This window comes from Thalassococcus profundi (assembly GCF_003344785.1).
Lineage (GTDB): Bacteria > Pseudomonadota > Alphaproteobacteria > Rhodobacterales > Rhodobacteraceae > Puniceibacterium > Puniceibacterium profundi.
The window spans coordinates 24,785-39,744 of sequence record NZ_QPMK01000011.1; the positions used below are offsets into that span (position 1 = coordinate 24,785).

The following is a 14,960-nucleotide window of genomic DNA, read 5'->3' on the forward strand; positions in this document are numbered from 1 at the left end:
AGACGCAAACGCCCCGCAGCAACGCGGGGCGTTTTTTCGTGATGCGGGATCAGGACCTGGCCTTTTTGGCCTTCTTGATCTTCTTCTTCGCCTTCTCGATCGCCTTCTCGGCCTTGGCAGCAGCCTTTCGGGCTTTTGCCTTGGCCTTTTCGGCAATGGTTTCGGCTTTCTTTACCGCCTTGTCGGCCTTCTTCTTTGCGGTGGCTGGCTTATCCTTCGCCGCGGTCTTTTTCTTGCTTGCCGTCTTGGCCGCTGCTGTGTCGGCGGACTTTGCAGCGCTTTTCGGCTTTGCGGGCTTTCCGGCCTTCTTGGGCTTGGCCGCTTTTGCCGACTTCGCAGGCGTGGCAGCTTTCGCAGTTTTGGAAGCTTTGGCCGGCTTGGCGTCCCTGTCGGTCTGCGTCGGCTTGGCGACTTTCGCGGGCAGTGCGTCTTTGCCGTTGACCGCGGGCGCTGACCGTTCCGGTTGCGGACCTGGCGTCACATCCGTTGCGGAAGCAGGCGCCGGTTGCGCGGATGGCGTGGCGGGTGTCTCCGCGGTCGCCGAGGTTGCCAGCTTCTGCGCACGCGCGGCGCCGATGCCGGGGATCTGTTGCAGGTCGTCTGCGCTGCGGGACGCGAGATCGGCGGCAGTTGCAATACCGTTCTTTCGCAGCAGCGTGGCAAGGGCCGGTCCGACGCCGGGCACCTCTTCGAGCGTTTTCATCGTCTCACTCTCCTTGGTCTGAGCGGTTCGCGATGCCGAACATCGGCAACGCGGACCCATGCCTCAGGCGACTTTCCTGAGCGCCTTCTTGGCGGTTTTCAACTTGCTCTCGTGACGCTTGATCTTGGCCTTACGGCTTTTGACCTCGGCCTTGAGCGACTTGATCTTGGATTTCTTCGACATCGGTGTCTCCTTTGACATTCTGTGGCCCTGCGTCAGGACGCAACGTCATGCGCGGCCAGGAACTCGCGAATGAACCGTCGGATTTCGCGCGCGGCGCTGGTGTCGAGATCCTCGCACAACGCCACGAAGCGGTCCCTGTCGGAGCCGGCGATCCTGATGATCAGCTGGCTGTCCTTCAGGCCCTTTTTCTTGGGCTTCTTCTTGTCCGGCACGGCTCAGATCTCCACGAACGGGGCATCGCCTTTGCAATGCATATCGTATGTATATACATTTTTCGTCATTTGGCAATGGCGCGCCACCCCCCTTGGCAACGCACCGCCATTGGTGTTCCCTGCCCGAAAGCCGCAAAGGACCCGGACCCATGCAGATCACCCGCAGCGCCGATCACGACAGCCGCTCTGGCAATTCCGACTATTTCACCGGCACCGTCACGCTCGAACCGGTACCGACGCCGGATGCGCCCGCCCGCCTGAACGCCGCGCGGGTGACCTTTGGCCCCGGCGCGCGCACGTTCTGGCACACGCATCCGCTGGGTCAGACCCTGCTGGTCCTCTCCGGCACCTGCCTTGCCCAGACCGACGGCGGCGCGGTGATGCGGCTTGACCCGGGCGACACGGTATTCTTCGCGCCGGGTGAAAAGCACTGGCACGGGGCCGGTCCAGACGCGCCGATGACGCATCTCGCCATGCAGGAGGCGCAAGACGGCAGCGCCGCCGACTGGCTCGAGGAAGTCACCGACGCGCAATATGCCGGCAACTGAAACGAAAAAGGGCCGCGCAGCGCGCAGCCCTTCCCCGCCGTCAAAGCCTGCGCCTCAGTCCATCCGCATCGTCACGTTCACGTCCCCGCGCATCGGCGCGGAAAACGTCAGGTGAATTTCGTCCTCTGCCGGACCGCGCCGGGTTTCCGTATGGGGATTGTCGTAGCGGCTGACGTTGGATTCGTTGCGCAACCGACCGCGCAGCGCCACCGCATCCACGTCGAGCGCGTAGCCGTTGAACGGCAAGCGGCCGTCGGTGGACACTTCCCACACCTGTTCGGGCGTGTTCTGGGAATGCGCCACCACCAGCGGGTTCTCGGCCCCGAATTCGATGTTGTGGTAGGTGTTGCCGACGAAGGTGATCTTTTTCATCCGTGCAAAGTCGAGTCCCGAGAACGAGGTGTCGACCCGCTCCACCCGGTTCATCGTCGTGCCGACGCAGCGGAAGGTGTTGCCCGAAACATTCAGGCCGTTGACGAACTGGCCGCTGCCATACGGCTTGACCACCACGAAGGAAAACCACGGCGCCACGTTTGATGACAGGAACACGTTGCCGGTGACCGACAGGCCGGCGAAACCGAAACCGCCGGAAAAATCCGGCTCGGGTTCGCGTTCGTTGGTCCATTCGATGAAGGCGTTGTCGATGTAGTTGCCGGTGATCGACGCGTTGCAGGCCCGCAGGCACAGCACGATCCCGGCGGACCGCAGCCCGTTGGAGGATTCGTCGCCCTGGAAGAAGTGGTTGTTGGCGATGGTCGTATGCGCCCCGCTGATGACGGCGAAATGGCGGAATTGCGAGGCCCGGCAGTTGCGGATCTTGACGTCGTTGGCATTCGAGTTGATCGCCACCGATACACGGTTCTGCGTCAGCGTCCCGCCTTCGTGGCTGATGAACTGGCAGTAATCCACAAGCATCCCCTGGCAACCGTCGCCGGGGCTGGAAATGCCGCGATGTCCGGGCCGGTTGAAGGTGCAATCGCGGATCTGCATGATCGTGCCCAGCGGCGCCAGCAGCACGCCGCTGGCCTCTTCCTGGCATTGAAACTCGATATCTTCGAGCACGAACTGGTCGAGCTTTTCGAAGCCGCTGAAGTCGAGGATGTATTTGAACCGCGTGAAGGTGTAGCTTTGCGTGCCGATCGCATCCGACAGCGGCTGCGAGAGCGTCACCTCCTGTGCGGCCACGTTCACGTCGCGCACATAAATTTCGCGCCCGACACCGTTGCCTTCGACCAAAGCGCCCACCGGGATATTGGCGACATTGGTTACGTTGGTCAGGCGGAACCGGTTGTCGGCCGCATAGCGCGCCTGGCTTGTGACCACCGTGGGCGCCCAGTTGCCGGTGGATTCCGCCCGCAGCTGGCCGTTGCGGATGACCCGGCGCTGCGCATAGGCGGTGCGGTTGTTCACCGCTTGCTGAACGTCGATGGGAGCGGTGATCGACACCCGCCGGCCTGCGAGGTCGAGGCTTTCGTGATCGGCGTTGTTCATCAGCGATTGCACCGCCTTCCTGAACGCCATCTCCTCGTCGCCGCCGAAGGCGTCGATATAGGTGGGCAGCGAGAAATCCTTGGTCAGCGACAGGATGGCATGGTCGGGCATGGTGACCGAACCTTCGAACTCCACCCGGCTTTCCAGCGTCACCGAACTGGCCAGCCGGTAGGTGCCCGCCGACACCAGCACCCGGCGCCCGCGGGCATCCGCATCCGCCGCCTCGAAGGCCGCGGCATCGTTGGTGGTGCCGTCGCCCACGGCGCCGTAGTCGCGCACGTCGACCACGTTCAGGATGTTGCGCAGGAACACCTCGGTCACGTCCTCGATGACGATGTCATCCACCCGGACGACGCCGCCGTTGGGACCGGTCAGGTCGAGCCCGAAATGGCCGTAGATCGGCTGCACGCCCCAGACCATATCGACCCCGGTCCGGTTGCCCGCACCGACGATCGCCGAGACTTCGACGACCTCGCCGTAATTCGTGATCGTCGCGGACGGCCCGACCTCGGTCACCCCGTTCACATGCCCGCCGCCTGCGGCCCCGGCCCAGCCGGCAATGCGCACCGAGGGCAGGTTGCCCGAGACCGCCTTGACCCGCGCCGTGATCCGCAGGTAGCAGCCCGGCAACAGCGGCGTTTCGCCCAAGTAGCGGATCTTCTGCACGGAGTCGGTCTTCAGCAGTTCGAGACAGCCGCCGAAATCCTGGTCCGCCGGGACGAAGGCCGCCGAGGCCACGTTCTGATAGGTGTCCGAGCCCGGCACGCCGTCGCCGCGCGCCCAGACACCCAGACCCGCCCCAAACTCTGGCGGCATCAGCACCACGCCATCGGTAATCGCCTTGTTCATCGCTGTCCCTTTCCTCGCACCGCGGCCCGGAGGTGGCCGTTGCTTCGGCAAAGGGATTTAGGCGGCAAGGCTTAACACCGGCCAAGACCACCGTGACGGTGGCCGTTGCGCCGCGCATTGCTCAGGGTTCGCGCAGCGCCTCGCGAGACTTGTAAAGCGGCTTGAGCAGGTATTGCAGCACGGTCTTTTCGCCGGTGTGCAGCTCCACCTGCCCCAGCATGCCCGGCCGGATCTCGATCTGCGCCTGCCGTTCCGTCAGCGACCCCATGTCGACCCGCAGCGTGACCTTGTAATGCGGATCCTCGTCCCGCGTGCGCTCGTCCTTGAAGGTGTCGGCCGAGATCACGTCGACCCGCGCCTTGAGCGTGCCGTAGATCGTGTAGTCATAAGCCGAGAGCTTTATCGTCGCCTCCTGCCCGGGGCGGATGCCCGCGATATCCTCGGGCGCGACCTTGGCCTCGACGAACAGCTCCTCGTCCAGCGGGATGATTTGCAGGATCTCCTCGCCCGGGCGCACGACGCCGCCGATGGTGGTGACCGACAGTGTGTTCACCACGCCGTGCATCGGGCTCAGCAGCGTGGTGCGGTTCAGCTGATCCATGCTCGCTCTGAGGTTTTGGCGCAACGTCGCCAGTTCGCGCAGCGTTTCGGAATAGTCCTGCGCGCGGCCCAGTTCGGCTTGGGTGACGATTTCGTCGTACTTGATCCGCGCATCCGCATGCGCCTTTCGCGCGCGGGTCACCTCGATCAACGCCACCACCTTCTTGTCCAGCAGATCCTCGAGCAGGCTCAGTTCCTTGGCCGCCTGATCCAGCACCCGACGCGCGCCGTCGCTGCGCTTGGAGAAATCCGCCTGCCGGGCCGCCAGCAGCGCGCGTTCCGACGCCACCATGTCCGGCGCCCGCTGCGCCAGGTCCGCGGGCACATCGAAGGCGGTCTGCCCCGCCAGTTCCGCTTCGAGGCGCAGCCGCCGCACCTCCAGCGTCGCGATCTGATCCTCGAGATCGTCCACCGAGGATTCGAACATCGTGCCATGCAGCCGCGCCAGCACGTCGCCGCGCAGCACCTCGTCACCTTCCTTGACCAGCAGTTCCGACAGGATGCCGCCTTCGAGGTTCTGGATGATCTGCGGCCGCGACGAGCTGATGATCTCGCCCTCGGCGCGCACGATCTCGTCGATCCAGGCGTTCGCCGCCCAGATGATGAAAAGCCAAACAGTCGCGGCGCAGAGCCAGATCATCAGCGAAGGCCCGCGCATCCGCTGCGCCATCTGGTCGCCAAAGGCCGTCGTCGGCGTCGCCATCTAGCTGCCCCCCTGGCTAGCGGTGCGCAGGTGGTCCAGCACCTGGTCGCGCGGCCCGTCCACCGCCATCCGGCCATTGGCCAGGATCAGCGTGCGTTCCGCCAGCGCCAGGATCGGCACGCGATGCGTTGCGATCACTGCCGTACGGCCCTGCAGCCAGCCCTCGAGCCGCGAGATCAGCGTCCGCTCCAGCGTCTGGTCCAGCGCCGCGGTGGGTTCGTCCAGCAAGCAGACTCCCGGATCCTGCAGCCACAGCCGCGCCCAGCCGATGCTTTGCCTCTGCCCCACTGACAAGCCCTCGCCGCCGTCGCGGATCTCGAGGTCCAGCCCCTTGGCATGCGCCTTGATGTACTGCCCCAGCCCGGCGAAATCGAGCGCGGCATAGAGCCTGTCGTCGTCACGTTCCAGCAGGTTGAGGTTCAGGTTGTCGCGCAGCGTGCCGTGGAACAGACGCACCTCCTGGCCCAGGTAGCCGATCCCGCGGCGCAGGTCGCGCGGGTCGATCTGGCCCATTTCGGTGCCGTCGATCAGCAGCTTGCCTTCGCCCGGCGCGTAAAGCCCCGACAGCAGCTTGAGCAGCGTCGACTTGCCCGACCCGTTGGCCCCCAGCACCGCGACGGTCTGACCCGCGTTCAGCGCCAGCTGCGCGATGTCCAGCACCGGTGCACCGTCGGGATCGTAGCGATAGCTCACGCCGCGTAACTCGTAGCGCCCGGCGATCTTGTCGCGGCGAAGGTAGGTGCGCGTCGTGCTGCGGTCCTGCGGCGCATCGGCGATGCCGTCGAGTCCGTCCAGCGCCGCCTTGACATTGCCCCAGCGCGCCATGATGCCCGACAGCTGCGTCAGCGGCGCCAGCGTCCGCGAGGTGAGGATGCCCGTGGCGATGATCGACCCCACGGTGAATTGTCCGGCGAAGACCAGGTAAGTGCCGGTGATGACCGCCGCGACATAGGTCGCCTGCTGCACCCCCTGGCTCCAGAAGGTCAGCGCCGAGGACAGCCGCCGCTGTTCCGACGATTTCAGCGATTGCACCGCCGTCAGTTCCGCCCAGATGCGGCGGAACCGGTCCTCTCCGCGCTGGGTCTTGATGGTGTCGAGCTCGACCACCGTTTCCTGCAAGAGCCGCGAGGACCGGGCACTGGCGCCCTGCATTTCCTGCGTGAGGCGGATCATCCGCCGTTGCATCAGGAACCCCGGCACCACCATCAGCACGCCGCCCAGCATCAGCACCCAGACCACGTTGCCCGCGATCGACCAGACCAGCAGAAGGAAGACGAAGATGAACGGGATGTCGGTCAGCGCGCCGACGGTCGAGGCGGTGAAGAATTCCCGCACCGACCCGAACTCCCGCATCGACGAGAAAAGCTGTGCCGGCGACCGGCCCGCGAGGTCCGAGCGCATGCCCAGCAGCCGATCCATCAGCAGCCCCTGCACGCCCATCTCGATCTGCCGGCCCGCGCCGTCCAGAAGCTGCGCCCGCGCGGTCTTGAGGAACCCTTCCATCAGAAGCGCCATCGCTGCGCCCGCGGCCAGCACCCAGAGCGTCGCCTCGGACTGGTGCGGGATCACCCGGTCGTAGACCTGCAGCGAGAACAGCGCCACCGCCACGGCCAGCAGGTTCGCCACGAAGGACCCCAGCGCCACCTCTGCGATCTGGCGGCGGAAGGCGGCGAAGCGACCCCAGAACCAATGCGCCTCGCGGATGACCGATGCGTGAGTGTCCGCCAGATGCGCCATCGGCGCTTCGGCCTGCAAAAGAGTGCCGCTGAAATGCGGCAGGAACTCCGCCAGCGGGACCTCGGACTGGTGGTCGGTCTGGGTCGGGTCGTAGATCCGCAAGGCATCGCCCTGCCGGTCCAGCACCAGCACCGCCTGCCCGTTCGACATCAGCGCCAGCGCCGGCCAGCGCGCGGTCTCCAGCCGCCTCGGCGCGACCTGAGTCGCCTCGAGCCCGGCCGCGATCAGCCCGGCGCAGAGCGCGTCGGCGTCGTAACGGTCGTTTTCGCGGCGATGCAGGCTCAGTGCCTCCAGCACATCGGGAAGCCGCGGCTCGACCCCCAGCCGCCGCCCCAGCACCCGGATCAGTTCGGCGCGGTTGCGGGCGCGGTCGCTGTGCCTCGGGGCGCGCGCCGGCAGGTTGGCAGGTTGCGTGGGCACGGGCTTCAGCAGCGCCTTGCGCGCCCGGTCCGCCAGCCCCTGCACCGTAACCCCGGTCACATCAGCGCCCCCTCGGCCAGCACGCCGCGGATGCGCGCGATTTCAAGCTCGGCGCGGGCAGCGCGATAGGTCAGGCTCAGCTCGGTCTCGATGGCGCGCGCATAGGTTTCATAGACGCCCACCACGTCCATCACCTGGCGCTGACCGCCATCGTACTGACGCTGAAACAGGTCGAGGTTGGTCTTGGCCTGATGCGTCAGCGCCCCGGCTTCCGCCGCCTGCCGTCGCAGCGCCTCCAACTGCCGGGCCTGCGATTGCAGCTTGCGCTCTTCGGCTTCGCGGGTCTCGGCCACGCGCCGCTTTGCGGTCTCGGTGCCGGCCTCGATCGCGTCCAGCGACGCGCCGGTGCCCAGGCCGAAGGGCTGCGCATCCATCTGCAGACCGTAGTTCGTGGGGCTGTTGCCGCCGCTCACGTTCGCCGAAAGGCCTGGCAGATGGCTCGCGCGCGCGATCCGCGCCTCGGCCAGCGCGCGGTCGCGCTCGGCCTGTGCCCGCAGCACCGCCAGCGGCTCGGGGCCATCGGGCGCCGCAGCCAGCCCGCCAAGCCCGCTCAGCCCGGTGAGCGGCGTGGCACTCATCGCCCCCAGCTCGGCCAGTGCCGTTTCGGTCTTTTCCCGCGCGGCGCTGCGCTTGGCGCGCAGGTCCGCGAGTTTCTGGCGCAACACGTTGAGATCGGACATGTCGGACACGCCGCCCTTCACGCGTTCGTTCATCACCCATTCGAACTGCGTCATGTCTTCGGCAGCCTGCGCGTATTGCCGCTCGGTGGCACGGCCCTCCTCGGCGGCGAGATACAGCGACAGCGCCTCGAAGACGCGGGTGTTGCCGTCTTCCGCCAAACCGACGGCCGCCAGCTCCACATCCGCCTTGGCAAGGTCGCGCTCCGCTTTCTTGCGACCGTTGTCAAAGAGAACCTGGTTGACCACCAGATCCGCCACCAGGTCGCCGAGAGAGGTCAGGGACACCCGCGGCCCGATGGTGGGCAGCCAGTTCCTCGATGCCGCCTCGGCCCGCAGGCGCGCGGCGCGCAGCTCGGCCTCGGCGACGCGCGCATCGGCGGCCAGCACCGATTGCGCCACCTGCGCATACGGGCTGCCCGGCGCCAGGACCGCGTGCCGGCTGCGCAATTCGGCGATGATCGGCGAGGTTTCCGCCCCGCGCGGCTTCTCCGCTGGGATCGCTGGCGTCGCGGTGGCATCGCCGCTCAGGAACCGTGTGACCGGGCTCGTCAGCTCTGCACCGCATCCGGCCAGCAGCACCGTCGCCGCGATCAGACACTTTGCGTGCTGCGCTCCCTGTCCCATGATCCTGCCCCGCTGGCCTGTCTGCATTGTCCGGCCCGGAGCCAGAGGCTCCGGGCACGGCGGTCCTCAGATCACCACGTTGGTAATGTCGTCCTCGATCCGGACCGTGCCTTCGCCCAGGGAATAGATGTTGAAGCCCTGGCCCGTTTCGTCGGTCGTGGTTCCGGTCAGGGTGGCCCCGGTGATCGTCACCGTGTCGTCGCCGCCGCCGGTGACGGTGACCGTGTCGCTGTGCGACGACAGCGCCAGAAGCTGCGCCTCGGTGATCGTGAGCTCGCTGTCCTCGGCGAATTGCAGGTCGATCGTCTCGATCTGGAACTGGCCCAGCGTCGCGGCGCCGCTCATGTCGACCACCGACGTCGTGGTGTCGTCGACGACCAGGTAGGTGCCGGTGGTGTTGCCGGCATCGTCCGTCGCCGTGATCACCAAGTGCGAGCCGTCCGGCACGTTCTGGGTAAAGCCAAGGCTGGTTTCGCCCAGCGCCGAAAGGTCGTAGCTGGCAAAGGACACCGGATCGACCTGAACTCCGCCCGGCCCGTCCACGACGTGGCCCACGTCGACCGTATCGTCGGTCAGGGCGATGGAGATGCCGCGCAGACCGGTGTGATCGCGGGTGTAGCTTTCCACGTTCACAGATACCGGCGGATCGGTGTCGACAGAGAGGCTTTCGGTGATCGCCCGGGTGTTGCCCGCGGCATCGGTCGCCTCGATCAGGATCGGCGCATCGCTGGTGCCCGCCGGGATCGACGCGGGCGGGATATCGACGCTCCAGTTGCCCATCGCATCCACGGCGGCCGCATGCACGACACCGCCGATGGTCACGTCGACCTGGCTGCCCGCCTCGACGACGCCGGCCAGGGTCACGCCCTGCGCGGCCTCTGCGGCGTTGACGACGTTGTCCGCGGTGACCGGATCGTCGGACATGGCCAGGCGGTCCACGAGCGTATCGACACGGAACCCGGTGGTGGTGCTGGCGGTGTTTCCGGCCGCATCGGTGGTGGCCACGGCGACCAGCGCGTCGTACTGGCCCGCCGGGATTTCCGCGGCGGTGAAGCTGGCGGTCCAGTTGCCCGCCGCATCGACGCTGGCGGCGCGCGCGGTGCCCTCGAAGGTCACGGTGACGCTGCCGCCGGGTTCGGTGGTGCCGGTCAGGACAAGTCCGTCCGACGCCTCTGCGGCGTTGACGACGTCGTCGCCCTCGACCGCCGCTCCGCTGACGCCGAAATTCAGCACTTCGGTATCGACACGGACAGAGTCCGTCCGGGTCAGCGTGTTCCCCGCCGGATCGGTGATCGTGGCGGTGATCTGTGCTTCGTGTGTGCCCGGCGTGATCTCACCGGCGGCATAGGTGGCGCGCCAGATGCCGGTGCTGTCGGTGCGTACGGAATGGGTCACACCGTCCAAGGTCACTTCCACCATCTGTCCCGGCTCTGAGGTGCCGGTCAGCGTCACGCCGTCGGCGCGTTCGGCGGCGTTGATGATGTCGTCGCCCTCGACCGGATCGGGGCTGATGGTCAGCGTGCCGGCCTCGGTGTCGATGGCGACGCTCTGGGTCAGCACCTCGGTGTTGCCTGCCGCATCGGTGCTGCTGGCGGTCAGCGTCACGCTGCGCTCGCCGCTGGGCAATTCCGACGCGCCGAAGGTCACGCTCCAGCTGCCATCGGCGGCCACGGTCGCGGGCCGCGACACACCGTCGAGGGTCAGGGTCACGGTGCCGCCCGGTTCGGTCGTGCCGGTCAAGGTCAGCCCCTGCGCCGCCTCGGCCGCGTTGATCACGCCATCGGACCCGCCGGGGGTCGAGGTGATGGCGAAGTTGCGCACCAGCGTGTCGATATCGACGCTACCGCTGGCCGTGCTGCTGTTGCCCGCAGCATCGGTGGCGGTGGCGGTGACGGGCACCGCCCGTTCGCCGGTCGGCACCTCGTTGGCAGAGAAGGTCGCGCTCCAGCTGCCGTCGGCGGCGACGGTCGCAGGCCGCGTCGCGCCGCCCATTTGCACCAAAACGGTGCTGCCGGGCTCTGCCTCGCCGGTGAGGGTCACGCCATCCGCACGTTCCGCTGCGTTGACGGTGCCGTCGCCTTCGACCGCCGCCGTGTCGATGGAGACCGAGGTTTCGGTGTCGACGGCAAAGCTGTCGGTGGCGCTGCTGACGTTGCCGGCGGCGTCGGTTGCGGTGGCCGTGGCGGTGACGCTCTGCGTGCCCTGCGGGATCTCGTTGGCGCCGAAGGTGACGCTCCAGGCGCCGCTGGCGGCGACGGTGGCCGGGCGTGTGACCCCGCCGATGCTGACCTCGACGCTGGAGCCGGGTTCGGAAATACCCGTCAGGGTCACGCCATCGGCGCGTTCCGCCGCGTTGACGATATCGTCGCCCTCGACCGCGATGGCGTCGAAATCGACAAATCCCTCGGTATCGACGCGGAAGGTGCCGCTGGTGGTCGCCGAGTTCCCGGCCGCGGTCTCGGCGGTCACGGTGGCGGTGACATCGCGCGACCCCGCCGGTAGGTCGGCGGCGGCAACCGTTACGCTCCAGCTGCCGTCGCTCTGCGCCGTCGTGGTGTGTGTCGTGCCGGCCAGCTCGATTGCGACCGACGACCCCGCCTGCGCGGTGCCGGTGAGCGCGACGCCGCCATCGCGTTCCGCCGCGTTGACGGTGCCGTCGCCGCCGACGGAGGCGTGATCGAAGGTCACCGACGCGGTGGTGTCCACCTGGACCGTGGCGCTTTCCGTATAGCTGTTCCCGGCAGCGTCCTGCGCCGTCATGGTGATCGTCGCGTCGTAGACGCCCGCGGCGATGCCGCCGGTCGGAACCGTGACCGACCAGGTGCCCGCCTCGCTCGCCGTGGTGGTATAGTCCACGGATTGAAAGCTGACCGTCACCGAGGCCCCCGCTTCGGCCGAGCCGGTGATCTCGACGCCCGCCGCGGCCTCTGCGGCGTTGATCACGCCGTCGCCCGCGGTGTTCGCGTCGATGCTGCCGCCGATCTCGGTATCGACCCGGAACGCCTGCGACACAGTGCTGGTGTTGCCCGCCGCATCCGTGGCCGTGACCACCACCTCGGTGGCATAGGTCCCGGTCGCCAGATCGCCCGGACCGAAGGTCACCGACCAGTTGCCCGTGGCATCGACCGTCGCGTCGAGCGACGTGCCGCCGACGGTCACCACGACCGTCGATCCCGGCTGCGTCGTGCCGCTGAAATCGGTGCCGCCGGCGTGCTCCTCGGCGTTGACGATATCGTCGCCCTGGATGGCGTCACCCGACAGGGTCACCGTGCTGATCGTGTCGACCTCGACCTGCGACGTGGCCTGGCTGGTGTTGCCCGCCGCATCGACGGTGCTGGCGCTGATATCCGCCATGTATTCGCCGCCGGCGAAATCGCCCGACCCCACAGTAACCGTCCAGATGCCCTCTGCATCCGTGGTCACCTCGTGGGTGACGTCGCCGAAGACGACGGACACCACCGCGCCGGCATTGGACGTGCCGGTGATTTCGAAGCCGGCATCGGCATCGGCACCGTTGATCAGGTTGTCGGCCCCGACCGGATCGATGGTCAGCGGATGCGGCACGGTGTCGATATCGACCGCGTCGGAAATCACGGTCTGGTTGCCAAAATCATCCGTGGCGATGATTTGGATCGCCTCGGAATACTCGCCTTCGGGGAGGACCGTGGAATCGAAGCTGATCGACCAGGCGCCGCCTTCCGAGACCACCGCATCGTAGCTCGTCCCGTCGACGACGACGACGACTGTCGCCCCCGGCTCGACGGTTCCGGTGATCGTGGCGCCATCGCTGTGATCTTCGGCATTGACGATGTCACCGGTGGACTGCGTACCGCTGTCCACGTCGCAATTCGGCGGCGTCGTGTCGATGGTGATGGTGGGACCAGTCAATTCCGTCTCGGTCCCGTCGGGATCGGTCACGAACACCTCGATCGGATAGGACCCGTCGACCGGGAAGCTCTCGTTCTCGAAGTCGATGCTCCAGCCGCCGTCCGGATCGACGATGCCAGACCCGGTTTCTTCGCCGATGGTCACGACCACTTCGGAGCCGGGCTCCCCCGTTCCGCCGACCGTAATGACAGGCTCATCCCCGCCACCGATGCTGACGTTGCCATCGGGTGTGACGATCTGCGGCACCGCCGGTCCACCGCCTCCACCGCCGGACCCGGTGCCGTCGCCGCCACCGCCGCCGTTGCCATTTTCGCCGCCGCTGCCGCCATCACCGGTCCCAACGCCATGGGTGTCGTCGTCGCCATTGCCACCGCCGCCACTGCCACCGCCGCCCGCGGCACCCAGCAAAGCCGCACCGGCCAGCGCGGCGCCTCCCGCAGCTCCCGCGGTCCCCAGCCCGCCAAGGCCCAGCAGCCCCGCCGCCAGCATGCTGACCTCTTCGTCCTCGGCAGGCGCCGCCTCGGCCAGCACCTCGGGCCGATCCATGAAGATCAGTTCGTCCGACGGGCTCCACTTGCCCCAGGCTTCGGTCGGGCCGTAGCCGGCATACAGCGTTCCGCCTTCCGCCGCTTCGAAGGTCACCTCGTTGAGCACGCCGTCGGCGCTGAGAAACAGCCTGTTCGCCGCCTCGCCGGCATCGGCGAAATACCCTTCGATCACGATCACCCGGCCATCCGCCAGGGTGATCAGCAGATCATCGCCAGCCCGGTCGTATCCACGCAGATCGCTTTGCCGCAGGTTCAGGGAAATTTCTTCGCCGTTGCCCGCCGGGATCGTGGACCCCTGCTCTGCGCCGCCGACGGAACCGTAATGGGTTGCGCCCGCACGTGTACGGGCTACGAAATCAATCGCATTCATGATAACACCGCTCTACCTCGTGGCAGCATTTTCGCCGCCTTGTTAATTTGCCGCAGAAATACCGCAATCGATTGTCTTTCGCCAGAGATTTTAGGTAGACGATCTGATTTTTTGCCCTAGGGGCGGTGCAAATATATCGCGTATCCGTCGCAGCCAGGCACAATTAGTTGATATTCTTTCAAGGACTTATGCCCACCCGCTTCGCAAGTCTTGCGCCCTCGGTCGCCGCCCGGACACGCGGCGGGCGGTTCCGGACTGACTCGGTCGCGCCCCAACGCTCCGCCGCTTTTGCCGGACAAGGGATTGCCGTTTTCGGCTCTTGCCACTTGACGCGCGCGCCCGAACCGGGTCCGGCTGGATGCACCTTTGGCGCGCGCGGCGGCTCCGCCCGCCAGAGGCACACGTCAGCCGGGCGTGCCACCCGACGCAGGAGCAGATGCCGATGGAGCGGATTTCCCTGACCCCCGATCTGAGCCTCAGCCGCATCGTCTACGGCCTGTGGCGGCTCGGCGACTCCGATGACACCGCCCCCGAGCGCGTGCGCGACAAGATCGCCGCCTGTCTCGACCAGGGCATCTCCAGCATGGATCTCGCGGATATCTACGGCGGCTACACGACCGAAGGCGTGTTCGGCGATGCGCTGACCCCGGACCTGCGCGCGCGCATGGAGATCGTCACGAAATGCGACATCGTGGCCCCCGAGGGTCGGCATGCCGCGGCGCGGGTCAAACATTACGACACGTCCCGAGCGCATATCTTCGCCTCGGTCGATCACTCCCTGCGCGTGATGCGCTGCGAGGTGATCGACCTCCTGCTCCTGCACCGGCCCGATCCGCTGATGGACCCGCAGGAAACCGGCGCGGCGCTGGACGACCTCGTGACCGCGGGAAAGGTCCGCGCGGTCGGCGTGTCGAACTTCCGGCCCTGGGACTGGTCTCTGCTGCAATCGGCGATGACGACCCCGCTCTGCACCAACCAGATCGAGATTTCGTTGCTGGAACTTTCGTCCCTGACCAACGGCGACCTGGCCTTCATGCAGGAACGTCGCATTCCGCCGATGGCCTGGTCGCCGCTGGGCGGCGGCGACCTTTTCTTCGACACACGGCACGCGGCGCTGCGCCAGACGCTTGAACGCATCGGCGCGGACCAGGGGGTCGACGAAACGGCGGTGGCCATCGCCTGGCTCTTGGCCCATCCGGCCCGCATCCTACCTGTGCTCGGCACCAACAACCCGGACCGCATCGGACGTATCGGCGACGCCGCCAAGGTCAGCCTTGACCGGCAGGACTGGTTCGAGGTCTATAGCCACGCCCTCGGCCAAGAGGTCGACTGATCGCCGGGGCG

9 protein-coding genes are annotated in these 14,960 nt (G+C 67.0%); 2 read left to right on the forward strand and 7 right to left on the reverse strand.

Annotated elements, in window-relative coordinates:
- Positions 1-49: 49 nt before the first annotated feature.
- Entirely contained in the window at positions 50-703 is a 654-nt protein-coding gene (locus tag DU478_RS13965; protein WP_158545787.1) for a helix-hairpin-helix domain-containing protein, read from the reverse strand.
- Between the two features lie 215 nt (positions 704-918).
- A complete protein-coding gene (locus tag DU478_RS13970) occupies positions 919-1,098 on the reverse strand; it encodes a hypothetical protein (protein WP_114511587.1) in 180 nt (59 codons plus the stop codon).
- Positions 1,099-1,247: 149 nt separating this feature from the next.
- Here DU478_RS13970 and DU478_RS13975 point away from each other — a divergent pair, with 149 nt between their 5' ends.
- Complete coding sequence (locus tag DU478_RS13975; RefSeq protein ID WP_114511588.1) at positions 1,248-1,646, forward strand: (R)-mandelonitrile lyase; 399 nt, start codon at positions 1,248-1,250, stop codon at positions 1,644-1,646.
- A gap of 54 nt (positions 1,647-1,700) precedes the next feature.
- Here the strand turns inward: DU478_RS13975 and DU478_RS13980 are convergent, their stop codons facing one another.
- The 5 genes from DU478_RS13980 to DU478_RS14000 all read right to left on the reverse strand — a co-directional run bounded on the left by DU478_RS13980 (position 1,701) and on the right by DU478_RS14000 (position 13,616).
- Entirely contained in the window at positions 1,701-3,986 is a 2,286-nt protein-coding gene (locus DU478_RS13980; RefSeq protein WP_114511589.1) for a glycosyl hydrolase family 28-related protein, read from the reverse strand.
- A 121-nt stretch (positions 3,987-4,107) separates the two neighbouring features.
- Entirely contained in the window at positions 4,108-5,289 is a 1,182-nt protein-coding gene (locus DU478_RS13985; RefSeq protein ID WP_114511590.1) for an HlyD family efflux transporter periplasmic adaptor subunit, read from the reverse strand.
- Positions 5,290-7,446 carry an ATP-binding cassette domain-containing protein gene (locus DU478_RS13990; protein WP_233501294.1) on the reverse strand — a complete coding sequence of 719 codons (2,157 nt, stop codon included), beginning with the start codon at positions 7,444-7,446 and terminating at the stop codon, positions 5,290-5,292. It abuts the gene before it with no gap.
- 56 nt (positions 7,447-7,502) lie between these two features.
- Positions 7,503-8,810 carry a TolC family protein gene (locus DU478_RS13995; protein WP_233501272.1) on the reverse strand — a complete coding sequence of 436 codons (1,308 nt, stop codon included), beginning with the start codon at positions 8,808-8,810 and terminating at the stop codon, positions 7,503-7,505.
- 66 nt (positions 8,811-8,876) lie between these two features.
- On the reverse strand, positions 8,877-13,616 hold the full coding sequence (locus tag DU478_RS14000) for an Ig-like domain-containing protein (protein ID WP_114511591.1): 4,740 nt from the start codon (positions 13,614-13,616) through the stop codon (positions 8,877-8,879).
- Positions 13,617-14,058: 442 nt separating this feature from the next.
- On the opposite strand from DU478_RS14000, the gene DU478_RS14005 reads away from it, so the two are divergent.
- Positions 14,059-14,949, forward strand: a complete 891-nt coding sequence (locus tag DU478_RS14005; protein WP_114511592.1) for an aldo/keto reductase — start codon at positions 14,059-14,061, stop codon at positions 14,947-14,949.
- The last annotated feature ends 11 nt before the right edge of the window (positions 14,950-14,960 follow it).